The organism is Pseudomonas sp. TNT2022 ID642 (genome assembly GCF_028656995.1).
GTDB lineage: Bacteria > Pseudomonadota > Gammaproteobacteria > Pseudomonadales > Pseudomonadaceae > Aquipseudomonas.
In genome coordinates, this window is sequence record NZ_JAMDGW010000012.1 from 204,216 (window position 1) to 224,587 (window position 20,372).

General features: G+C 59.0%; 20 protein-coding genes, 1 pseudogene and 1 riboswitch. Of the genes and pseudogenes, 8 read left to right on the forward strand and 13 right to left on the reverse strand.

Annotated features, from left to right (window positions below; genetic code table 11):
- Positions 1-114: 114 nt before the first annotated feature.
- Positions 115-624, reverse strand: coding sequence for a GNAT family N-acetyltransferase (locus M5G26_RS13180; RefSeq protein ID WP_273915648.1), 510 nt, complete (start codon positions 622-624; stop codon positions 115-117).
- A gap of 310 nt (positions 625-934) precedes the next feature.
- Here M5G26_RS13180 and panB point away from each other — a divergent pair, with 310 nt between their 5' ends.
- Positions 935-1,750: a 3-methyl-2-oxobutanoate hydroxymethyltransferase gene (gene panB / locus M5G26_RS13185; RefSeq protein WP_273915650.1), complete on the forward strand. Its 816-nt coding sequence runs from the start codon at positions 935-937 to the stop codon at positions 1,748-1,750.
- Here the strand turns inward: panB and M5G26_RS13190 are convergent.
- From M5G26_RS13190 to M5G26_RS13220, 7 genes are all read right to left on the reverse strand, one after another.
- The gene (locus tag M5G26_RS13190; protein WP_273915651.1) at positions 1,738-3,147 is read right to left on the reverse strand and encodes an aminotransferase-like domain-containing protein; all 1,410 of its coding nucleotides are present in this window, start codon (positions 3,145-3,147) and stop codon (positions 1,738-1,740) included. The genes panB and M5G26_RS13190 overlap by 13 nt on opposite strands.
- Positions 3,148-3,203: 56 nt before the next feature.
- Positions 3,204-3,524, reverse strand: a complete 321-nt coding sequence (locus M5G26_RS13195) for an isochorismate lyase (protein WP_134177889.1) — start codon at positions 3,522-3,524, stop codon at positions 3,204-3,206.
- Between the two features lie 70 nt (positions 3,525-3,594).
- Complete coding sequence (locus tag M5G26_RS13200) at positions 3,595-4,647, reverse strand: NAD(P)/FAD-dependent oxidoreductase (RefSeq protein WP_273915652.1); 1,053 nt, start codon at positions 4,645-4,647, stop codon at positions 3,595-3,597.
- Between the two features lie 147 nt (positions 4,648-4,794).
- On the reverse strand, positions 4,795-4,998 hold the full coding sequence (locus M5G26_RS13205; protein WP_122598998.1) for a PLD nuclease N-terminal domain-containing protein: 204 nt from the start codon (positions 4,996-4,998) through the stop codon (positions 4,795-4,797).
- Between the two features lie 50 nt (positions 4,999-5,048).
- Positions 5,049-5,969 carry an ABC transporter substrate-binding protein gene (locus tag M5G26_RS13210; RefSeq protein ID WP_273915653.1) on the reverse strand — a complete coding sequence of 307 codons (921 nt, stop codon included), beginning with the start codon at positions 5,967-5,969 and terminating at the stop codon, positions 5,049-5,051.
- On the reverse strand, positions 5,966-6,325 hold the full coding sequence (locus M5G26_RS13215) for a (2Fe-2S) ferredoxin domain-containing protein (protein ID WP_273915654.1): 360 nt from the start codon (positions 6,323-6,325) through the stop codon (positions 5,966-5,968). Before M5G26_RS13215 ends, M5G26_RS13210 begins: the two co-directional genes overlap by 4 nt.
- Positions 6,325-8,262, reverse strand: coding sequence for a TonB-dependent receptor plug domain-containing protein (locus M5G26_RS13220; protein WP_273915655.1), 1,938 nt, complete (start codon positions 8,260-8,262; stop codon positions 6,325-6,327). The genes M5G26_RS13215 and M5G26_RS13220 overlap by 1 nt, the downstream gene beginning before the upstream one ends.
- Positions 8,263-8,354: 92 nt before the next feature.
- Positions 8,355-8,560: riboswitch (cobalamin riboswitch) on the reverse strand.
- Positions 8,561-8,697: 137 nt separating this feature from the next.
- Between M5G26_RS13220 and M5G26_RS13225 the strand changes: the two genes are divergently transcribed.
- The 6 genes from M5G26_RS13225 (at position 8,698) to M5G26_RS13250 (ending at position 15,678) form a co-directional block, all read left to right on the forward strand.
- Positions 8,698-9,219 carry a sigma-70 family RNA polymerase sigma factor gene (locus M5G26_RS13225; protein WP_038365696.1) on the forward strand — a complete coding sequence of 174 codons (522 nt, stop codon included), beginning with the start codon at positions 8,698-8,700 and terminating at the stop codon, positions 9,217-9,219.
- Positions 9,216-10,169: a FecR domain-containing protein gene (locus M5G26_RS13230; RefSeq protein WP_273915656.1), complete on the forward strand. Its 954-nt coding sequence runs from the start codon at positions 9,216-9,218 to the stop codon at positions 10,167-10,169. Before M5G26_RS13225 ends, M5G26_RS13230 begins: the two co-directional genes overlap by 4 nt.
- Positions 10,170-10,278: 109 nt before the next feature.
- Positions 10,279-12,756 carry a TonB-dependent siderophore receptor gene (locus M5G26_RS13235; RefSeq protein WP_273915657.1) on the forward strand — a complete coding sequence of 826 codons (2,478 nt, stop codon included), beginning with the start codon at positions 10,279-10,281 and terminating at the stop codon, positions 12,754-12,756.
- Between the two features lie 334 nt (positions 12,757-13,090).
- Positions 13,091-13,822 (forward strand): autotransporter outer membrane beta-barrel domain-containing protein, encoded by a 732-nt coding sequence (locus M5G26_RS13240; protein ID WP_337993670.1) that lies wholly within the window; start codon positions 13,091-13,093, stop codon positions 13,820-13,822.
- A 235-nt stretch (positions 13,823-14,057) separates the two neighbouring features.
- On the forward strand, positions 14,058-15,185 hold the full coding sequence (locus M5G26_RS13245; protein ID WP_273915659.1) for a saccharopine dehydrogenase family protein: 1,128 nt from the start codon (positions 14,058-14,060) through the stop codon (positions 15,183-15,185).
- A 1-nt stretch (position 15,186) separates the two neighbouring features.
- The gene (locus tag M5G26_RS13250; RefSeq protein WP_150692759.1) at positions 15,187-15,678 is read left to right on the forward strand and encodes a DUF2269 family protein; all 492 of its coding nucleotides are present in this window, start codon (positions 15,187-15,189) and stop codon (positions 15,676-15,678) included.
- On the opposite strand, the gene M5G26_RS13255 is transcribed toward M5G26_RS13250, so the two are convergent.
- From M5G26_RS13255 to M5G26_RS13270, 4 genes and pseudogenes are all read right to left on the reverse strand, one after another.
- On the reverse strand, positions 15,662-16,129 hold the full coding sequence (locus M5G26_RS13255) for a thiol-disulfide oxidoreductase DCC family protein (protein WP_273915660.1): 468 nt from the start codon (positions 16,127-16,129) through the stop codon (positions 15,662-15,664). The genes M5G26_RS13250 and M5G26_RS13255 overlap by 17 nt on opposite strands.
- Before the next feature lie 148 nt (positions 16,130-16,277).
- The gene (locus M5G26_RS13260; protein ID WP_273915661.1) at positions 16,278-17,279 is read right to left on the reverse strand and encodes an acyltransferase family protein; all 1,002 of its coding nucleotides are present in this window, start codon (positions 17,277-17,279) and stop codon (positions 16,278-16,280) included.
- A gap of 200 nt (positions 17,280-17,479) precedes the next feature.
- Positions 17,480-17,584, reverse strand: a pseudogene (locus M5G26_RS29540) (nucleotidyltransferase family protein); the annotation flags it as partial.
- Positions 17,585-17,666: 82 nt separating this feature from the next.
- Positions 17,667-18,881, reverse strand: a complete 1,215-nt coding sequence (locus tag M5G26_RS13270) for an aldose 1-epimerase family protein (protein ID WP_273915662.1) — start codon at positions 18,879-18,881, stop codon at positions 17,667-17,669.
- Positions 18,882-19,150: 269 nt separating this feature from the next.
- Here M5G26_RS13270 and M5G26_RS13275 point away from each other — a divergent pair, with 269 nt between their 5' ends.
- A complete protein-coding gene (locus tag M5G26_RS13275) occupies positions 19,151-19,420 on the forward strand; it encodes a hypothetical protein (RefSeq protein ID WP_273915663.1) in 270 nt (89 codons plus the stop codon).
- Positions 19,421-19,606: 186 nt separating this feature from the next.
- On the opposite strand, the gene M5G26_RS13280 is transcribed toward M5G26_RS13275, so the two are convergent.
- On the reverse strand, positions 19,607-20,008 hold the full coding sequence (locus M5G26_RS13280) for a hypothetical protein (RefSeq protein WP_273915664.1): 402 nt from the start codon (positions 20,006-20,008) through the stop codon (positions 19,607-19,609).
- Positions 20,009-20,372 lie beyond the last annotated feature (364 nt).

A 20,372-nucleotide genomic window follows, 5' to 3' on the forward strand; every position in this document is an offset into this window, starting at 1 on the left:
AAAGTAGCTTTATACGGGACGGACTTGCGTCGTTGAAACCTCTCGCTGTCCACACAGGATGTTGTCGGCAGGATGGGACCATTCGATAGGGTTCATGCTGATATTTTGCCGGGGTTATTCATGATCGGAGTTGGCCGCTCCTGACAAACGCACACCCATCTCAAAGGCACGGGTCTCGAACCCGAACTCGGCATACATGCGCACCGCGCGCTCGTTGAAGGGCCATACCGTCAGGCGTAAATCCTGCGCATCGTGCGCGATGGCCCAGTCCTTGACGCGTTGAATCAGCGTACGACCGATACCTTTGCCCCAGAACGGCTCGGCGACACACACCGAACCGATACGCACCACATTCTGCGGCTGCATCAACGGGCCGGAACTGGCGGACAGGTTGGCGGTAATGAACGCGACGGGCCGTTCGCCGGCGCTGGCGAGGAAGACGATCTGACCGGACTTTTCGAAAACACCGGACCAGTGCGGCAAGTCGCGGGCAAAATCATCTGTCGCGGCGGCGTAGATATCGGGGCGGGCGGCGTGGTGGACCGAATTGAGCAATTGACCCAGCTCGCACATCGCCAGAGCATCTTCGGCGGTCGCGGTTCGGTAAGTAATGACTTCTTCCATGAATAGCTTTCCTTTAGGACGTGAGGAATTCGGCGTGCTGGATGAAAGGCGTGGCGGGCGCTGCACGAGCAACACATCCTGCGTTAAACGACGAAATAAAGCATCCCGATGCCTATCGGCATTTCAACCGGGCAGACTGACGCGGGGGCCCCTGGGTCGCTTTTTCACGCAAATCTGTGCATTGAATGTTTTTACGTCAGGCGAATAATCGACCGCTCGAAACCTTTGGAATTGAGCACTGTATGGAAGATTTTTGCGTTGATTTCGACAACATTTGTCGTTTGCGGACGGCTGCCTCAAGGAGTTGCCCATGAGCCTGCATACCCGCACCAAACGCCTGACCGTGCCGCAGTTGGTTGCCATGAAAGGCCAACAGAAAATCGTCTCGCTGACGGCGTACTCCAGCAGTATCGCCAAACTGATCGACCCAATCGTTGACTTCATTCTGGTCGGCGATTCCACGGCCATGGTCGGTTATGGCCGCTCCTCAACGCTGAGCATGCAGCTCGAAGAAATCATCGGTCACACGCGGGCGGTGGTCGATAGCACGCGTCTGGCTTGTGTGGTGGCCGATATGCCGTTCGGCAGTTATCAGGAATCCCACGAGCAGGCCTTTCGTAATTGCGCTCAGGTATTGGCGCGTACCGGTTGCGACGCGGTGAAGCTGGAGGCCAACAAGGCTTTGGCGTCTACTGTCGAGTTTCTCGTGGCACGAGGTATTCCGGTGATGGCCCACGTGGGGCTGATGCCGCAATTCGTCAACATCATGGGCGGTTTCAAGGCCCAGGGCCTGACCACTGAAACCGGCGCAGTGATTGCCGAAGATGCCCGGGCCAATCTCGATGCGGGCGCCTTCAGCCTGTTGCTCGAAGGTGTGGCCGAAGGCGTGGCACGGCAGATCACGCTGGACTCGAAAATGCCCACCATCGGCATTGGCGCCTCACCGGCCTGCGACGGCCAGGTACTGGTCACCGAAGATGTGCTCGGCCTGAGCGGTGAGCATCTGCCGCGTTTCGTCAAACGCTACGCCGATGTCGGCGCGGTGATCAGCGAAGCGTGCGCGCAGTTTGCCGAGGATGTGCGCCATGGGCGGTTTCCTGAAGCACGGCATTGTTATGGACTGTAGACGCGGTTTTCTTCGGTGATCGCCTGCGCCAGTCGTTGCACCGCGTGGCCGATGTCCTTGTCCCAATCGAGGGTGTAACTCAGGCGCAGGTACTGCTTCCAGGCGCCTTGCTGGCTGAAGATTTCGCCGGGGGCGATGACGATTCGTTCGGCCAGCAGGCGCTCGAACACCCGTTGCATGTCGATCGGCCGCACAGCCTTGAGCCAGAAGCTCGCACCACCTTGCGGGACGACCACCTGCCACTGGCCGTTGCCGTGTTCTTCCAGCAGGGTTTGCAGCTGTTGCATGCGCTTGCGCAACAGTGCTCGCAGGGTGGTCAGGTGTTGGTCGATGCGCCTGGAACTGTAGAGTCTGGCAATTGCTTTCTGCCTAACCGGTGAGAGGCGAAATCCACGCTGCATGAATAATCGATGAAGTTGCGATGCAGGCTGACGGCACAGCACATAGCCGTACGGCGCTTCGCCGCCAATCAGTTTGTCGAATGTCGAGAACACCAGCAGCTTGTCCGGGTCGGCAAAATCGCTATAGCGCGCGGGTGAATCGGAGAAACTCAACTCGCCCCACGTATCGTTTTCAAACAACCAGATATCGCGCTCGGCCAGCCAGTCACAGATCTGCTGTTTATCCTGCACCGGCATCAACTGGCCTTGGGGAACATTCACCGTGGAAGAGAGCACCGCCAGGCGCACCGGTTCGCGTGTGAGCAATTCGTTCAGCGCGGGCAGGCTGAAGCGGCCGTCATCGCCGAGGGGCATTTCGATGACGCGGATATTGGCCGCCTGCAACTGGCACAGAATTACCCATGAGCAAGGCGACTCCACCAGTGCCACGCTGCCACCGAGATTCAAGGCACTGAGTGACAATTCCAGCACGCTGCGCAGGTCCGCACCGATATACACCTGCTCGGCCTGCCAGTGGCTGTGCGCGGAACGGGTATAACGCTCCGCCAGGGCCGCGCGCAATTCAGGCTCGCCGAGCGGTTGATAGAGCGGCGTGTGGGTGTGCGGATATTGGCGGGTCAGTTCGCGCTCCATCAGCAACAACGGCCGCTGCAGCGACAGCAGCATGGCCGGGGCATCGCTGCTCAACGCCAACATCGCTGGCTGACGGGCATTGGCGAAGACGCTGTCCAGAAGGTTGCCGGAGCTGGCCGTTACAGGTGCCGCCGGCATTGATCGGGTGAAATAGCCGAACCTGGCTTTGGCGTGAATCCGGCCCTCGTCTTCGAGCAAGGCGTAGGCGTATTTGGTTGTCGATATTGAAACACCGAGGCGCAGGGCCAGTTGTCGCAGGGACGGCAGTTTCTGCTCAGTCGTGCCACTGGCGGCCTCGATCAGGCCGACGAGGTAGTGGTAGACCGCTTGATAGGCGAATGCGGTGTCCTTCGGGGGCGTCAATGCAGTTCTCCTTGATTGTCAGCCTACGGAGCAAACGGAAGATTGTGCCAAAGCCTTCAAGTGTCCGTTTGCGCCGCCGCCCAGTGCTTCATCTCTTCAGCAATGAAGTGATTGACCAGGTCGCTGTACATTTTCTCAATGGCATCTGCATTCAAGCCTTCGTTTTCGGCCCAGTGGCGACGCGTCGCCAACATCGCCTGAAAACGCTCAGGTGCCCGCACTGAGGTCGCCGAGGTCTTGAACTTCGAGGCAGCGAGTACGTACTGAAAGCGCTTGCCCAGCAGTTTGATCACCGCTTGATCGAGTCGGTCGATTTCACTTCGAATATCTTGCATGCCCGCACAGTCGGCGGGTTGTAACGTGTTGATGACATCCATGTGCGTCTGTGCCTCTCGAGTTGTTGTTGATAGTACGGCGGGTTTCAGCGGGTAAGCGCAGCGTTGTTTGTCACTTTGCCGGAGTTCTGAAAAAACGCTCTGGGCGGCAGGGTGCAAGGGCCGCAGATGACTGGCGATCCAGCAGCTCTTCACTGGCGAGGCGCCCGACGATTGCCGCGAGCGTCACACCTGGGTGCATCGCGCAAACATAAACCCCGCCGACACCGGGCAGGAAACCGACAATGGGGAGGCCATCAACGGGCATGGGTCTCAGCCCGACGGCGACTGTTTGCGGCGCAATGGAAACTACCCCGTGAAGTTCTTTGCGTATGGCTTCGGCGGTTTGCCCGGCGATGTCTGTCGGCGAGCTGCCCGACGCCTCTCCCAGATAATCTTCAGCGGCCAGCAACGTGCCGTCGGCACTTTGCCGAATTTCCATTGAGGGGCTGGAGATGATGCCTTTGACCAGGCCCGGTTGGGTCCTGTAGCGGATGAAAATGGCAGGCGAGGCGTCGATGGGCAGGGCGACGTTGAGCATCTGCGTCAACTGCCGGGTGCCAGTCCCCGCGGCAAGCACCACCAGGTCGGTATCAAACGTGCCGGCTGTGGTTTCAACGCAGGTAACATCTGCGTTGCAGGTTTTGAAACCGGTCACTCGGGTTTGCGTGAGCAACTGCGCCCCCAGCGCCTGGGCGCCGGCAATCAACGCGTGGGTAGCCTGCACGGCGTCTAGCGCGCCTTCTTCCGCGCGATACAACGCGCGGGGAGGGGGATTTTTCAGGTTGGGCTCGCGGGCAAGCACTTCGGCAGCTGATAGCAGCGTCGCCGAAGCAGGCTGTTCAGCCGATTCGTTGTACGACAGAGCGCCGGTCCAGCAAATCTGCAAGTCCGGGAGTTCGGTCTGGAGTCTGCGGTACTCCGCGATGGCCGCATCACGCAACTGCGCAATCGGATCAGCGCCGGCGTGCGTGGTATTGATCCAGGCGAAAGAGCTTGCCGTCACGCCACTCGCGATCTCGCCGGCCTCGATCAACGTGACCTGCGCACCTTTGCCGGACAGGTGATACGCAAGGGAGGCGCCAACGATGCCTGCCCCCACCACCACAATTCGCGTCTTTTTCATTGCAACATTCCCTGTTGTCGAGGTGCCGATCCTGCAACAGGGGGACGCTGCGAGCAACCAGAAAAAAGCCCGGCCAAAGCCGGGCTCGTGCGCTCGCAACGGGTTAAGCGGGCATATCTCCGGCGGGCATTTGGATCAAGGGTCAGGTTACGACGCCGAATGCCGGCTGACATGCTTGGGCCCCGCCAACGCCCAGGCAATCAAACCAAACAACGGCACAAACACAATCAACACGATCCACACGCCTTTATTGCTCGATTTCCCCTCGCTCTTGCGCACCCGATTGATGGCCCAGAGTTCAATAAGCAGAAGAACTGCCGCCAGTACGATCCACACGGTTTCGATTTGCATTGGCTACCTCCTGATGGTCTGTGCGTTAGGTGACGTGGGGTGCGGCGGGTTCATTTATTTTTGTTCAGGGCATTGAGTTGGCGGGCCAGTTGCAGTGCCACTTGACCGCTGTTGAAGGTCGGCAGCAGATGGGTGAAGGGGATTTCGATCATTCGGTTCTCGCGCACGGCGCGCAGTTGCGACAGCACCGGGTCGTGGGTCAACAGATAGCGTTTGCGACTGGCGGGGGACCATTCGGCGTCAGCCAGCAGGATTACGTCAGGGTCGCTGGCCAGCAGGGTTTCGCTGTTGACGGTCACCCGATAAAGATTGATGTCGGCGAACACATTGCGCGCACCGGCGGCGGCCAGTAGCGGGGTGACAAACCCGCGTTGACCTTCGCTGTCGAGGCCTTTTACTTCGCTGTCGAGATAGAACACTGACAGCGGTTTACCCGAACCGGCCAACGCTCGGGCGCTGGCGAGATCGGCGTCCATGGCCTCACTCAATTGCCGCGCCTTTGCCTGTTTGTGCAGCAGTTTGCCGAGCGTCAGCAAGTCATTGCGCACATGCGCGAAGTAATCCAGCGAGTGCCCGTTGCAGGCCGACTCCAGCAGATACGAACCCACGCCATTGCGCGCAAGCCCCGAGCGTGAGGTCACACCGTCGCCGAACGCTGTGGCAAACCCGCCGATCACCAGGTCCGGTTGCTGCGCGTAAAGCACTTCACTGGCCGGGTACTGGCGGGCGATCACCGGCACGCCGAAATACTCGGATGGCCGCTGCCCGGCATGGGTGTCATCCAGATACGCCACGCCGACCAGCGCTGACCCGGCGCCCAGCGCCAGGACCAGATCAGCCGCATGCTGATTGAGCGCGACGATGCGTGATGGCTGAGCGGCGTGCCAATGCTCGCCGCAGTTGCGGTAACTGTCGGCGAGCACGGGCGTTGCACAGAGCAGGGCGCCAAGCGCATACAGGATCGATCTCATGTCCGCGCCTTGATCAGTAAATCCGCGACCACTTCACCGCCCACCAGATGCCCCTCGACCAGTCGCTGCACATCCTCCTTGCTGCGTACGCCATACCAGCAGCGCTCCGGATACACCGTGATGATCGGCCCCAGATTGCACGGGAACTGACAGTGCGAACGGGTCAGCAAGACGCCGCCCGGGGTCTCGATGCGATCGTGCGCGAGCAAATGCCGGCGCAGGGTTTTCCATAGCTGCAAGGCGCCACGCTGAGTGCAGCGTGGGCCGGTGCAGAGGAACACATGGTGCGCATGCTCGGGTACATGCGACCAGTCCAGGTGCGTGTCGACGCCGTCGATGGTTGTGATGTCATTCATCAGAAGCGGTACGTGTAGCGCACTTCGGAGGTGAACGGCCGGCCGAGGTTGTCGACGTTGCTCGAGCGGCTGGTGACGTAATCGCGGTCGAAGAGGTTTTCCACCAGCAGGCTCACGCGGTGTTGGTGGGCATTGTCGAGGTAGCGATAAGCGTCGGCATCGACCACCGAATAATGGCCGTATTCCACCTGTTTCGAACTGGTGATGTCGCGGATGTAGCGGATCGCGCCGCCGGCACCCCACAGGCGATTTTCCGCTTCATAACCCACGCGCGAACGGGCGAAAAAGCTCGGAATGTCGTTGATGGTCGCCCCCGTGCGCGATTCGGTGAGATTACGCGTCATGTCCGCTTGCAGGCTCCACTGATCGTTGAGCGCCAGTTTGGCGTCGGCCTCGAAACCGCGCATCTGGATCGTGCCTTCACCGTTGACCCACTGGATACCATCGAGGGTGATCAGGTCGTCGATCTTGCGTTTGAACAGGGTCACGCTGGCGCTGAATTCACGGTCGAGCAAGAAGCCTTTGTAGTCGACACCGAGTTCAGCGTTGCGGCTTTTTTCCGGTTTCAGGTTGCGATTGCCGATCTCGTCGCCCGGTTCATTGACGAACAATTGCTCGGCGTTCGGCAGTTTGTAGGCGCTGCCGTATTGTCCGCGCACCGACCAGTTGTCGTTGAGGTCATACAGCGAAGTGAGCATGCCGACCGTGGCACCGTCGCCGCCGCTCATGGCTTCGTGGCGCACACCGATGCTCGGATGCCAGTCGGGCAGGGCGTCGATCTGCGGGCGCAATTGCGTATAGATCGCGTGGGCTTCGGCCTTGTCGTTATCGATGATCAGTACATCGTCCTGGCCCTTGAACCATTGGTTGTCGCTGCCGAACACCAGCACATGGCCGCCGGGCAACTCGGCCTTGCCTTCGGCCTGCACACCCCAGTCGGTGAAGCCCCAATAGTCGTTGTGGTTGATGACTTTGGTGCCGCCACCGGCGACATTGTTGATCCGCGTGTAGCGCGTGTCCCAGTCGTTGAGATGACCTTTGATGAAGTAGCTCAGTCGCTCGTTGATGTTCTGTTCGAACGTCGCTGTGGCGATCTGCTGCACGCGATCGTTGGTGGTCTTGTGATTGTCGACCGGGCGGGCGAAGTCGAGATTGGCGTCGGCATATTGGTAGAACAGTTCCAGCCTTGAATCATCGCCCAACGACTGAATCGCCTTGCCGCCGAAGGTGGTGACTTCGTAGGCGCGGTTCTTCTCGCTGACGTTTTTCATGTCGCGATTGCGGTACGGCTGATAGCCGTCGGAGACGTTATGGCTGACGTACGCCAGCAAACCAAGATCGCCGAAACCGTTAGTGAAGATATTCTCGACGCGGGCATCCTCGGTAGTGCCGCCAAAGCTGTCGACGCCCAGATTCACCTCGCCGGAGGCTTTGCGCGATTGCGGGCTGCGGGTGACGATGTTGATCACGCCAGACACGGCCTGGGTGCCGAACAACAGGCTCTGGCCACCCTTGAGCACTTCGATGCGTTCGATGGCGTTGGCCGGCAGGGTGTCCAGATAGAGGCCGCCGTACAGGCGATTGTTCAGGCGCACGCCGTCGAGCAGGATCAGCGTGTCGTCGTTGCGCCCGCCGAGCAGCGAATAAGTGCCGTAATCGAACGGGCCGTTTTTCGGCGCCACATACAGGCCGGGGATGAACATCTGCATCACGCGGCTGACATCGGCGCTGGGGCCAGCACGTTCGATCTGTTCGCGGCTGACGATCTCGACCTTGCTGCCGAACTTCGCCATGTCGGCGACGGTGGTGGATTCCACTGACGGTGCAGAAACGATTTGCTGATGGAGTTCCAGCGGTGCGTCGTCGGCCAGCAGCAGCGGGCTGAACAGGCAGCCAAGGAACAGGGTTGGAGCAGAAGTGTTGAAAGGTCGAATCATTGTCTTCTCGAAAAGGATCTTCGCAGAAGAGCATGCAGGAGAAGGCATCGCGCACAGCCAATACCGGCCCATGCCCGCCCACCGCAGGATTTTGCCAAACGAAATTCCAGGCCGGTCTCCGGGCTCGCGCGTATCGAGGCTTTCACCTTCCCATGGCCCAGTGGCCACAGTGGTCTGTCGAAAGCATCACGCGCATACCGTTGCGGGGGCAGCACCGGACTTGTTCGAAAAGAACGTACCGGTTTCCCGTTTCACCCCATGCACGGCGGCATGGGACACCTGAAACTGGGCGGCATCTGAACATTCGACAGACCGTTCGTCAACTTTTCGGGATCCGGGTTATGGGGATGAAAATGGCCCGTGTTGCCTATTGCCAAGCACCCGTCGCGCGCCAGACAATAAGAGTCATTATCACTCGCGAATTATTCCAGCCTCATGTCCGCCGACGATTTATCCCTGCGCAGCGCCGTCAATGACCTGTATTGCGACCATCACGGGTGGTTGAAAGGCTGGTTACGCAAGCGTCTGAGCAATTCTTTCGATGCGGCCGATCTGGCGCAGGACACCTTTGTCCGGGTCATCAAGGCCCGCAGCGCTCTGGATATTCGCGAGCCGCGTCCTTACCTCTCGATGATCGCCAAAGGTTTGCTCGTCGATCTGTTCCGCCGTCGTTCGCTGGAGCAATCCTGGCTGGAAGCGTTGGCGGCCATGCCACAGGAGCAACAGCCTTCGCTGGAAGAGCAGGCGATCCTGTTACAGGCGCTGGTGGAAATCGACCGTCTTCTGCAAGGGCTGGGGCCGAAGGTCAAGCAGACGTTTATCCTGTCGCAATTCGATGGTCTGACCTACCCGCAAATTGCCGAGCGCTTGAACATCAGCGTGCGCAGCGTCAACAACTACATGGCCAAAGCCATGGAGCATTGCTGTCTGATGCAGATTCAGATGCAACTGGCATGAGCCTGTCGCCCGCCGAACTACAAGCGATCAGCGCCGCCGCGCGCTGGTACGCACGTCTGCATTCCGGCATCGCCACCGAGGCTGATCGCGAAGCCTGGAACGACTGGTTGCGCGCTGACCCTGCCCATCACCAAGCCTGGCAACATATGGCGGCCGTTGGCGAACAAATGGCCAGCGTGCCAGGCACCTTGGCGGCACCGGCGTTGCGCGGGGTCGAACGATCCCGGCGGCAGGTATTGCGCAGCGTAGTGTTGCTGGCCTCGGCCGGTTCGCTGGGCTGGCTGGGCTGGCGCAGTGAGCCGTCGCAAAACCTGCTGGCCGATTTCCGTACCGGCGTGGGCGAGCGACGCGAGTTTCGTCTGGCCGATGGCAGTTCCCTGCTGCTCAACACCGACACCTCAGTCAATCTGCGCTTCGACGGTCGCCAGCGCACCCTGGAATTACTGTGGGGCGAGATTCTGGTGAGCACCGCGGTTGATCCGTTGCAGCGTCCGTTCAAAGTACTGACCCGGCATGGACAAGTGCTGGCGTTGGGCACGCGGTTTATCGTCCGCTCACAGGACGGTGGTGGCGAGGTGTCGGTGATCGAGAAGGCTGTCGAAGTCAGCTCGGCGGGCGGTGGCTCGACCGTGCGTTTAGAGGCTGGACAATCACTGGATTTCAATAGCCGCTCGGTCAGCGCGATTCGCCGCAACGATGCGTCGGTCGGTGCCTGGCAGCAAGGCAGCATCATCGCGCTCAACCGTCCTCTGGCCGAGCTGCTGGCGGATATTTCGCGTTACCGCCACGGCGTGCTGCGGTGCGATGCGCGGATCGCCCAACTGAAGGTTTCCGGCGCATTTCCGATCGACAACACCGACCTCGCACTGGCGGCGCTGGAGAGTGGATTGTCCTTGCGCATCACGCGCTACAGCCGTTATTGGGTCAATGTGTCGCCGCCTGCCCAGTGATGGGCACCGTGAACCGGAAATATTTTTTACAGCGTTTGCACTTTTCACGCACACCGTTCGGCTCATCCCTCAATGAGTTTTTATTCAGCGTTTCTGGGGGAGGGTAAGCATGTCTCGGGTGTACAAGTCTGGTCGTCTGGCGACCGCAGTGAAGGTCGGACTACTGGCGGCAACGACGGCCGGGGTCTGGTCGACAACGACATTGGCCGCGCCAGTGTCGGCGCAACAGAGTTCGGTTAAATCCTTCGACATTGCTGCCGGTAGCCTGACCGAGGTACTCAGCCATTTCGCCAGTGCGGCGGGGGCAGCGATTTCATTCGATGCGCAGCAGACCGATGACTTGAAATCCCCCGGGCTCAAAGGGGTGTTCGGCACCAGCGAAGGCTTCGCGCGGATTCTCGGCGGCAGCGGCCTGCAAGCCGAACCGCAGGCCAATGGCACCTATGTGCTGCGACCGGCACCGGTAGTCGGCTCGGCGCTGGAACTGGGGGCCACCAACATCAACGGCCAGATGCTCGGCGCAACCACCGAAAACAGTGGCTCATACACCACCGGCGCGGTGACCATCGGCAAAGGCGAGCACTCGCTGCGGGAGACGCCGCAATCGGTCACGGTGATGACGCGCAAGATGCTCGACGACCAGAACCTCAACACCATCGATCAGGTCATGGAAAAGACCCCGGGGATCACCGTCTACGACTCGACCATGGGCGGTAAATATTTCTACTCCCGTGGCTTTCGCATGTCGGGTCAATATCAGTACGACGGCGTGCCGCTGGACATGGGCAACCTCTACGTTCAGGCCGACAGCTTCAGCGGCGACATGGCCTATTACGACCGCGTCGAGGTTCTTCGCGGCGCGGCCGGGATGATGAAAGGTTCGGGCGGCACCGCCGGCGGGGTTAACTTTGTGCGCAAGCGCGGACAGGCCACAGCGCAAACCGAGATCACCCTGTCGGGCGGCAGTTGGGACAACTATCGCGGACAAGTCGACACCGGTGGCCCGTTGAACGACGCTGGCACGATACGCGGCCGCGCCGTGGTCGCCGAGCAGAGCCGGCATTACTTTGTCGACGACGCCAGCCGCAAGGATCAGGTGTATTACGGCGCGCTCGACTTTGACGTCAGCCCCGACACCACGCTCGGACTGGGTGTCGCCTATGAAGACGTCGATGCCAATCCGTGCTGGGGCGGTCTGCCGCGCTACAAGGATCGCAGCGATCTGAAACTCAGTCGCTCAACTTGCCTCGATCCGTCGTGGAATACCTGGCGCAGCCAGCGCACGACGGTGTTCAGTGATCTCAAGCATCAGATCAACGACGACTGGAGCCTGAAGGTTGCCAGCGTTTATACAAAAAACACGCAGGACATCAAATACGCATTTGCTTCCGGTGCGGTGACTCCGGGCGTCAACACCACCGGCATGCTGGGCAGCATGTATGACTACGATCAGGTCGATTACGGCCTGGATGCGTACGTCGATGGCAAGTTCGACGCATTCGGTCAGCAACATGAACTGATCGTCGGCGCCAACGCCAGCCGTTCGAAAAAGAACGACTTCTACTCCGTGGCGTTTTTGCCGCAGCGGCAAAACGTGTTCAATCCCGACAAACATATTCTTGAGCCGGACGACAGTTACTTCATCGAAAACTCCTCGCGTGGCGGCCCGGTCAATTCGCTGACCAAGCAGAAGGGCGTCTACTCGACGCTGCGCCTGAAACTCGCGGATCCGTTGACGCTGGTCGTCGGTGGGCGGGTCAGCTGGTACAGCTCTGACAGCGATTCGGACTTCATCAACAGCGGCACTTCGGAGCATTCCAGTTCGACGGAAACCGGTCAGGTCACGCCGTTTGCCGGTGTGCTGCTGGACTTGAACGAAAACCTGACCGCATACGCCAGCTATTCGGACATTTTCACCCCGCAAGGCAACTACCGTTCCGGAGACGGTTCGGCGCTCAAGCCACTGGTGGGCCAGAGCTATGAACTGGGGATCAAGGGCGCCTGGTACGACGGTCGTCTCAACGCCTCGTTCAACCTGTTCCGCACGATTCAGAAAGACCAGGCGCAAACCGACTACAACTCGTCCTGCCCGTCGTCCGATGGATATTGCTACCTCAATGCCGGCAAGGTTCGCGCGCAGGGTTTTGAAGCCGAGATCAGCGGTGAAGTCATTGAGCGCCTGCAACTGCTCGCGGGGTACACCTACACGCAGACCAAGACCCTCGACGACATCGACAGTAGCCTGACCGGTGCCGCGTTCAATACGTATGTGCCGCGACACGTGCTGCGTATGTGGGGCGATTACGCGCTGAGCGGCGCGCTTGAGCGCTTTACCCTCGGCGCCGGAGTCAATGCGCAAAGCGACAACTTCCGCGTCTCACCCGCCAGTGGCGAGAAAATCAGCCAATCGGGTTATGCAATCTGGAACGGTCGCATCGGTTACCGCATCGATGACACCTGGTCGGTCGCGCTTAACGGCAACAACCTGTTCGACAAGCGCTACTACTCGACCATCGGTACCGAGACGTTCGGCAGTTACTACGGCGATCCCCGTAACTTCATGGTGTCGGTCAAGGCGAGTTTCTAGTTCAGCCTGAACTGATTGCAAGTGCCGGTCCGTCTTGAGTGCAGAGGTGCCTGAGGGTTCAGCACCTTCCGGTCACTCTGCACGCGCGTGCCGGCCGCTTTGCAGTGTTTTCCTCCTTCTTTTGAAATAGCTACTAAGGTCTATAACTGTAATCTCGAGGCCGCATTCGTTTGTTGCCGGCAGTGGCCGCTCAGAGGTGGAGATAGCTGAACAGGGAGGTTCTCATGCAAGGTCCCAGCGGCCATTCTCACGGCGGGCACGCCCCGCATTTCATTCGTAAAGCGTTACTGCTCGCCATGGCCAACACCCTGATGCTCGCAGACACTCAGGCCGCTTGCGGCCCCTTGGCCGCGGGTGCTTACAACGTTTCGCAAACCTGTTCGGGCTGTCGTTGTCCGCCGGGACTATCGATGCCGGCGTCAGCCACTACACCCGGCGCGCCGCCGGCGAAGACACTTTGCGCGCTTACGGTGTTGGCGCCTACTGGACACACTTTGGCCCCTCTGGCTGGTATCTGGACGGGGTATTGCAGGTCAACCGCTTTGACATCGAAGCCAAACCCAACGACCTGGCCAAACTGAAAACCCGAGGCTGGGGCTACACCGCGTCGCTGGAAAACGGCTACCCGTTTGAAGTCGACAAAGATTGGTACATCGAGCCGCAGCTGCAGGCGATCTACAGCTCTGTCGATCTGGACAGCAGTGATGACGTCGGCGCGAAGATTCGCTTCAAGGACGTCGACTCACTGATCGGCCGCGCCGGCGTGCGCATCGCCAAGGACTGGGACACCGAGGGTGTCGACAAAAGCGCACGGCGCACCAACGGCTGGATCCGGCCGAGCATCTGGCATGAATTCAAGGGGCAGCCGAAAACCGAGTTTTCCTCCGAGTCGGGGTACATCCCGTTCGAATCCGATATTCAGGGCACGTGGGGCGAGGTCAATGTGGGGGTGGATTACCAGGCTAACCAGCGCACCACGTTTACCGCTTCGGCCGGTTATCGTCAGGGGTTCGATGGCGACAGCCACGGGTATGACGCGATGTTGGGGTTCAAGATCAATTTCTAGTCCCGTGCATACACCAAAGAACCCTGTGGGAGCTGGCTTGCCAGCGATAGCGGTGGTTCAGCCACCATCATTGTTGGCTGATCTGACTCCATCGCTGGCAAGCCAGCTCCCACAAGGTTTCGTGGTATGCACAAAACCCGTGTACATCCTTTTCGCCAGACTCTTGGATGGCTTGCCGACGTTCGGCCCTATATCCTGCACGCCTGTTTGATGGGATGACTTAGGGAAGAATTGCATGCCGTTCAGGGTGATGGTGGTCGGTGGTTACGGAAATTTCGGCAGCATCGTGTGTCGGCATCTAGCGCTGATGCCGGACATCGGTCTGGTGCTTTCGGGCCGTGACCCGCGCAAGTTGCAGCGCAAACTCGATGAGCTCAACAGCCAATCGGGCAATGTCTGCGAAGGTTGGTGCGGCGACGCCATGGGCGCGGAGTTCGAAGCCGCTTTGCGCGCGCTGAACATTCAGTTGGTCGTTCACACCGGCGGGCCGTTTCAGGGGCAATCCTATGCCGTTGCGCAGAGTTGCATCGACGCCGGCGTGAACTACTGCGATCTGGCGGACTGCCGCACGTTCGTCAACGGCGTCGACGTGCTCGACGCCCGGGCGAAGCAGGCCGGCGTGGCGATTCTCAGCGGTTGCAGCTCGGTGCCGACGCTGTCGTCGGCGATCATCGATGAGCAGCGCCAGCGCTTTTCCCGCATCGACTCGATTGAGCATGGCATTTCCTCATCGGCGAAAATGCCGGGGCTGTCGACCATCGAAGGCGTACTCGCTTACGCCGGCAAACCGATCAAGCAACTCAAGAATGGCAAGGTGCACGAAGTGTCGGGCTGGCTGGATCTGACCTTGCGCAAAATGCCGCAGATGGGCACGCGGCTGCTGGCCAACGTCGATGTCCCGGACATGGACATCTTCGCCGGTCGTTACGGCGCGCAGACCCTGAAGTTCAAGGCAGGCGCCGGGCTTAAACTCGGCGGCATCGCCAACGGTTTGCTGGCTCAGGCATTGAAAGTCGGACTGGTCCGCGACCATGCCTTGTGGGCGGCAAGATTGCATCGCCTCGGCACGCGCTTCGAGCGTTTCGGCGATGGCAAAAGTGCGATGTACATCGACATTCAGGGTCTTGGCGTTGACGGCAAACCACTGTCGATGACCGCGCAACTCACCGCTCTGAATGACAAAGGCCCGGAAATCCCCAGCTGCGCTGCAGTAGCACTGGCGACGAAAATGGCCCAAGGCTACGCGCCGCAACCCGGCGCCCGACCTTGCGTGGGCGAAATCAGCGTCGCCGAGTACATGGCCGCGATCAACGACCCGACCAACCTGAGCCTGGCCGTGAACTTCTCGGACGGGCAGCGCTGACATGCTCTATCTGTGCCTGAAGTACCTGCACATCATCGCTGCGATCTTCCTGTTCGGTTTCGGCATGGGCTCCTATCTCTACCTGATCGCCGCCAGCCGCACGCGCAACCCGCAAGTGATTGCCCACGTCGCGCGCATGGTCGTTAGTTTCGACACGTGGATTACCACGCCGGCGGGTTTTGTACAGATCATCACGGGTTACCTGCTGATGCGCCTGTCGGGGCTGACCATGAGCACCGAGTGGGTGCTGACGTCGCTGATCATCTTCTTCTGCGTCGGCTCGCTGTGGTTGCCGGTGCTGCTCTTGCAGAAGCGACTGTGCGTGATGGCATTGAACGCGAGCGAGGCGGGCGCGAGTCTTGATGAGCAATATCAAGCCGTGTACCGCCAATGGTTCTGGATGGGCGTGCTCGGGTTCGCCGGAATGTTCGTGATCGTGCTGATGATGGTGACGAAGATGACACCGCTGCAGTTGTTCAGCTTGCTGACGTAGGTGCGGTTGCTTTGAGGAAGCGCTGTTCATGATCAGGGTTCGGCAGCAGGCAGGTGTCGTATTTGCCGAACAGTCGGTAGCGGTTCAGCGCGATGCGGTCGTAAGCCCAGTCGCGCAGGCCACGAGGGAATACGCGCAGCAGGCGCAATGGCTGCCAACGGGCGGGTAGTTGGCTGATGACTTCGAAGAACGCGTCTGAGCGCTCCCAGTAGTGACGATCACGAATGACGGCCATGGTGTCGAACTGATCCATCGGCAACCCGGCCCACGCCAGAAGTGCCTGCCCCTCGGGGGATTGCACGGCGGCCAGACGCACGCGGTGCTGGTGGTCGTGGCGAATGAGGAACCGCGCCCAGCCGTTGCAGAGTTTGCACACGCCGTCGAACAGAACCACGGATTCGCCGGGGTTCAGTAGCGGGGCGGGGGTAGGGCGGGTTTTTGGGGTTGGCATGGGGTTGGATTCGGGAGAGGCTGGAGTGCTGCGATCATAGCCTCAGAAAGTACGATCCGCGAATGGCCAGTATTCGGCGAGAGCCGGGCGGGTGTCTGTGGACAAGGGACAGACCACGTTTAGAGGCGTGATCTGTCTCCTGTTGCCGTCACACCGCTGTTTCACCACCACGCACTTCACTGGCCCGACCTTTCACACCCGCGCGAAGTGCATGCCGAAGCTTCAGCGCCGGCCGTTCGACGCAGTAATACGAAACACCACTCAGCAAGAACGACAGCACCAGCACCATCGCAACCTTTTGCCAGTCGAATGAAGTGATCGGCCAGAGACCGTGCAGGAAGTAAATCACCAGGAAGTGATTCAGGAACACGCCGTAGCTGATGTTCCCCAGAAACTCGTCAATTCGGTGAAACCTGAGCTTCGTCAACAAGTACACGGCGGGGATGCCCAGCGCGATGCCAGCGGCGACTTCGGCGTTGGACGGTCGGCGCTCGATCCAGCCCGCCATGATCGCCACAAAGATCAATGCTGCCGCCACGGCGGTCGCTGCGGCGATCGCTAAACCCTTCACTTGGGGTTTGTAGAGGTAGCTGCCACACAGGAATATAAACAGGACGCCCGGCAGCAATCGATAGCCGTAGTAGTCGGTGTTGATAAAGCCAAGGCATGCGGGGATGAACACCGCAACGGACAAGGCGAAGGCAATGCCCCGCACTCTGTAGATGATCAGGAAGGGGATCACCAGGTAGAAACACATCTCAAGTCCGAGCGACCACGCCGGTGGCACAATCCACGTTCCGGTCGCGCCAAACATATAGAAACCGAGGGGCACGATGGCCAGGCTCGCGGCGATGTTGCTGACGGTCAGTTCGGCCCATTGTGGTGTGCCGGGCAACAGGAAGTAGATCACCACACAAGAGACGACAAAGTAGAACAGGAATTGCGGGTAAAGGCGCAAGGCCCGGTCCAGGTAGAACCGGCCGACTTTCTCGGGCGCCTTGTAGTTGCGTTCGATCAGTGAAGTCATCACGAAACCACTGATGAGCAGGAAGGAAATCACGGCCACCACACCCGGGTTGAATCCCATGAACGTCTTGCCCATATGCGAAACAGCGACCAGCACGGCCAACAGCAAACGGTAGGCTCCCACGTGTATCCCCAAACGACCTTGTAGTTATGGCGGATAAATTACGATGCTTCGTGGGTGGATAACAGGTTTTTCTCTGCGCTCGGGGTTAAAGGATTTTGGCGATGGATCAGGTTGGGAAACGAGGCCAGTCGCCATGGACCTTATCGTTGCGTGACGAATGTCAGCTCAGGCCAGATCTCACGCCACGCTAGATCGGGCCGCGCTGAAGGTTTGCGTTGATGCAGGTGACCCCATACCAGACTGCGCACGAAGCCGGCGGCAATCCAGCAGTCAGGCCGGTTTAGATCGCGAGCCAGCATGGGCATTGGCTGCTGCCTGCTTTCGGCCAAGAGCCGACAGTCTCTGTTGTTGCGAGTAGCCCAGCAACAGACAATGCCCTGGCCGGCGTCACCCCTTGGTCAGATCAACCAACGGCGTCTGTCGCACCTCAGTCTCGCGACCACCCTGAATTTCGCTCACCTGCTTCAAGGCCTTGTCCACTGCCGCCTTATCCGCCAACAAGCTGTAGCTGATGCGGAACTGCTTGTGTTCCTTCGGCCCGATTGTCGGCACCAGGTTCAGTGGCCGCTGGTAACGGCGGTTGTAGGAAAAACTTGTCCCCGGCTCCAGCCCCGTGACATATCCCTGGCCTTGGGTATCGGTGTTCTTCCACAGGGAAAACACCGGCAGTGTCTGCGTATTGAAGCCGACCGAAACGCCCAGGCTGCCGGCCTTGTTATGCAGCACGGTCAACGTATCGCCCTTGGCATCGGCGTACGGCACCACGTTGTAAACCGTTTCGTCGTAGTCCTTGGTCGGGGCGCGGTAGGTTTGCCATTCGAGCAGATCGCCCTTGGCCTTGTCGTTGAACGGTGACACTTGCTTCACCGGCGCGGCGAAACGAGCGCCTTGCTCCAGGAACGGGGTGCTGAAGTTACTGTGATACAGCGCCTGGTATTCCTTCGGATAGTCGCCGTTGTTGGTCAGGGTGTCGTTGAGGGCGAACACGACGCTGCCGGGTTCGGTGACCAGTTCCGTCGCGACGGAGAAGTCGACCTTCTTGAACGCCTGCTCTTTCAGTTCGCCGCGCAGGGTGATGGCGTACGGTGGTGTTTCATCGATGTGCAGGGTGACTTTGTTCGCAGGAATGTTGGCGGCTCGACCGTGCAGGGTCAGCAGTTCGCCGTTGTCGACGCCGGGGTGGCCGACCCATTCGTATCCGCAGCGGGTGACCAACTCATTGAAACCTTCCAGCCAGCCCAAACCACCCCGGCCATTCAGTTCGATGAAGGACGGGTTGACCACTTCCTTGACCGGCGAATCCCAGCCCATGCGCACATTGCCGACCGAGGCCTGCAAGACATTCATTCCCCGTGTCGGCACTACCGAGAGTTTCATCGTACCGTTATCGATGTCGACAATGCTGACACCTTCCTGCCGACCGCCATGCAAGGTGCGCAGGCTAACGCTGAAGGGTTTGTCGGTTTTTATGCCGAGTTGCTGGCTGGTGATCTGCCAGTTCTGGACGGCTTTGTCGGTGTCGAGCAGAACGTAATCCCAGGCCATGGCGTGGGAGGCAGCGGAAAGTGCGCTGAGGGCAACAACGAGTTTGAGCGGGGTCATGGCAGCAGCCTTTCTTGGAGTTGTGCGCTTTTTATAAACTTGATGAAACGTTTCAGCAAGCTTAAATGGCGACGCTATGCGGGTGTATGCCAAGGAGGATTCTGGATAACCTGGAAATCGAGTAGACATCTGTTGCAAATCCGCTGCTGACTTCTCCAGCTCTTAAATGTTTCAGCCTGGAGCGGGCATTTGCTTTTGCCTATCCAACGTTTTGTATAACCTCGGGAAATTCGTTTCGAACCCCGCGTTGCGATATCCAGGATCCCGTTATGCAGACTGACCAAAACAGACTACTCGCCCTCGCATTGCTAGAAATCAAGATTTTACTTGTTGATTATCTGGGTAGCGTTGTAGACGCCCCGACGAATGTCCGTGTGGCGGCGCATATTGCCTATGCACTTCATAACGAGGCGGAAGCTGTTTACAACAATGCTGACTTTGCGCTCGATGGCGCATCCCAAAAAATCGCTGCGATCGATAAAGTTTTAGGTGTCGCTGACGGCGCCGCGCTATTGGGCAGGTTTGAAATCGAAACCTAAGTCACTCCAGATAATCCTAAGCCAAGATGACTGCAATTGGCCTAAAGCAGACGCATTAGGTGTTCGTAATCCCCCTGTGACGGATACCTGACGACCGTCACAAAGGGATCATCCCTCAATCCACCGGCACAACATTATCCAGCGCTTGATTCACCGCCAACTCCCCCAGTAGAAAAGGGGACTGATTTATTTTTTGAGGAATAAATCAGTTCCCTTTTTGCTCTTTTTGCTTTGAACTTCTGCGCAATTGGTATAGAGGAAGTGATTCGCCATACCTCGATCTACCCACGCTCGGGTAGCTCTGTCGACGATGCGGTGTGTCTGCGTGATGTCTAGCTGATTGCGTGTGGAGTGGGTGAAGGTCGGCATGCTCCATCGTTCGGTGTCGATAGGAACTTCGAATTCGAACAGATGGACATGTGGGCCTTCGCCTCGAAAATCCTTGATTGCTGCACTGGCTACCTTTCTGATATCCCTTGCTTGAGTCCGCATAACGGCATTCAGAACCACGATACAGTGGGCCTTGAGCAGTGCGAGCAGCTCATCAATCTCAACTTCAGCATCATTGCTGATAAAGACCTCGTGCAATCTGCGTCTCCATTGATACAACTTTGCTCACGTCATACCGGTACTGCGCCTGTGCGCTGTTCCGGTTCCAAAGAATTAGATTGACCGAATTTAGCACAACGTGCGCGCGATTCACTGCCATTCGTGCACACGTTCCGCAGGACTTCGTCTAGCCGTACTCGGCAAACATCGAGGTGGCGTTGAACGCCTAAAAAACCGCCAATATAGACATAGAACTCGTCGAGAAGGATACCCACGCCTGGAACTCCATAGGTGCCGGCAACACCTGGTGCCTCCTCATATATTGCCTTCCACGGTCGCGACAGCGGTTAGAACCTCGCAAAAAGTATCTTTCATGCTATTGCTGACCCAAAGTCCATAGCTG

Bases quoted from the DNA above. Each gene is read 5' to 3' on its own strand.
- M5G26_RS13215 (WP_273915654.1), bottom strand. From the start codon at position 6,325: ATGAATGACATCACAACCATCGACGGCGTCGACACGCACCTGGACTGG.
- M5G26_RS13270 (WP_273915662.1), bottom strand. From the start codon at position 18,881: ATGACCCCGCTCAAACTCGTTGTTGCCCTCAGCGCACTTTCCGCTGCC.
- panB (WP_273915650.1), top strand. From the start codon at position 935: ATGAGCCTGCATACCCGCACCAAACGCCTGACCGTGCCGCAGTTGGTT.
- M5G26_RS13205 (WP_122598998.1), bottom strand. From the start codon at position 4,998: ATGCAAATCGAAACCGTGTGGATCGTACTGGCGGCAGTTCTTCTGCTT.
- M5G26_RS13230 (WP_273915656.1), top strand. From the start codon at position 9,216: ATGAGCCTGTCGCCCGCCGAACTACAAGCGATCAGCGCCGCCGCGCGC.
- M5G26_RS13220 (WP_273915655.1), bottom strand. From the start codon at position 8,262: ATGATTCGACCTTTCAACACTTCTGCTCCAACCCTGTTCCTTGGCTGC.
- M5G26_RS13180 (WP_273915648.1), bottom strand. From the start codon at position 624: ATGGAAGAAGTCATTACTTACCGAACCGCGACCGCCGAAGATGCTCTG.
- M5G26_RS13235 (WP_273915657.1), top strand. From the start codon at position 10,279: ATGTCTCGGGTGTACAAGTCTGGTCGTCTGGCGACCGCAGTGAAGGTC.
- M5G26_RS13250 (WP_150692759.1), top strand. From the start codon at position 15,187: ATGCTCTATCTGTGCCTGAAGTACCTGCACATCATCGCTGCGATCTTC.
- M5G26_RS13195 (WP_134177889.1), bottom strand. From the start codon at position 3,524: ATGGATGTCATCAACACGTTACAACCCGCCGACTGTGCGGGCATGCAA.
- M5G26_RS13275 (WP_273915663.1), top strand. From the start codon at position 19,151: ATGCAGACTGACCAAAACAGACTACTCGCCCTCGCATTGCTAGAAATC.
- M5G26_RS13225 (WP_038365696.1), top strand. From the start codon at position 8,698: ATGTCCGCCGACGATTTATCCCTGCGCAGCGCCGTCAATGACCTGTAT.
- M5G26_RS13255 (WP_273915660.1), bottom strand. From the start codon at position 16,129: ATGCCAACCCCAAAAACCCGCCCTACCCCCGCCCCGCTACTGAACCCC.
- M5G26_RS13210 (WP_273915653.1), bottom strand. From the start codon at position 5,969: ATGAGATCGATCCTGTATGCGCTTGGCGCCCTGCTCTGTGCAACGCCC.
- M5G26_RS13200 (WP_273915652.1), bottom strand. From the start codon at position 4,647: ATGAAAAAGACGCGAATTGTGGTGGTGGGGGCAGGCATCGTTGGCGCC.
- M5G26_RS13245 (WP_273915659.1), top strand. From the start codon at position 14,058: ATGCCGTTCAGGGTGATGGTGGTCGGTGGTTACGGAAATTTCGGCAGC.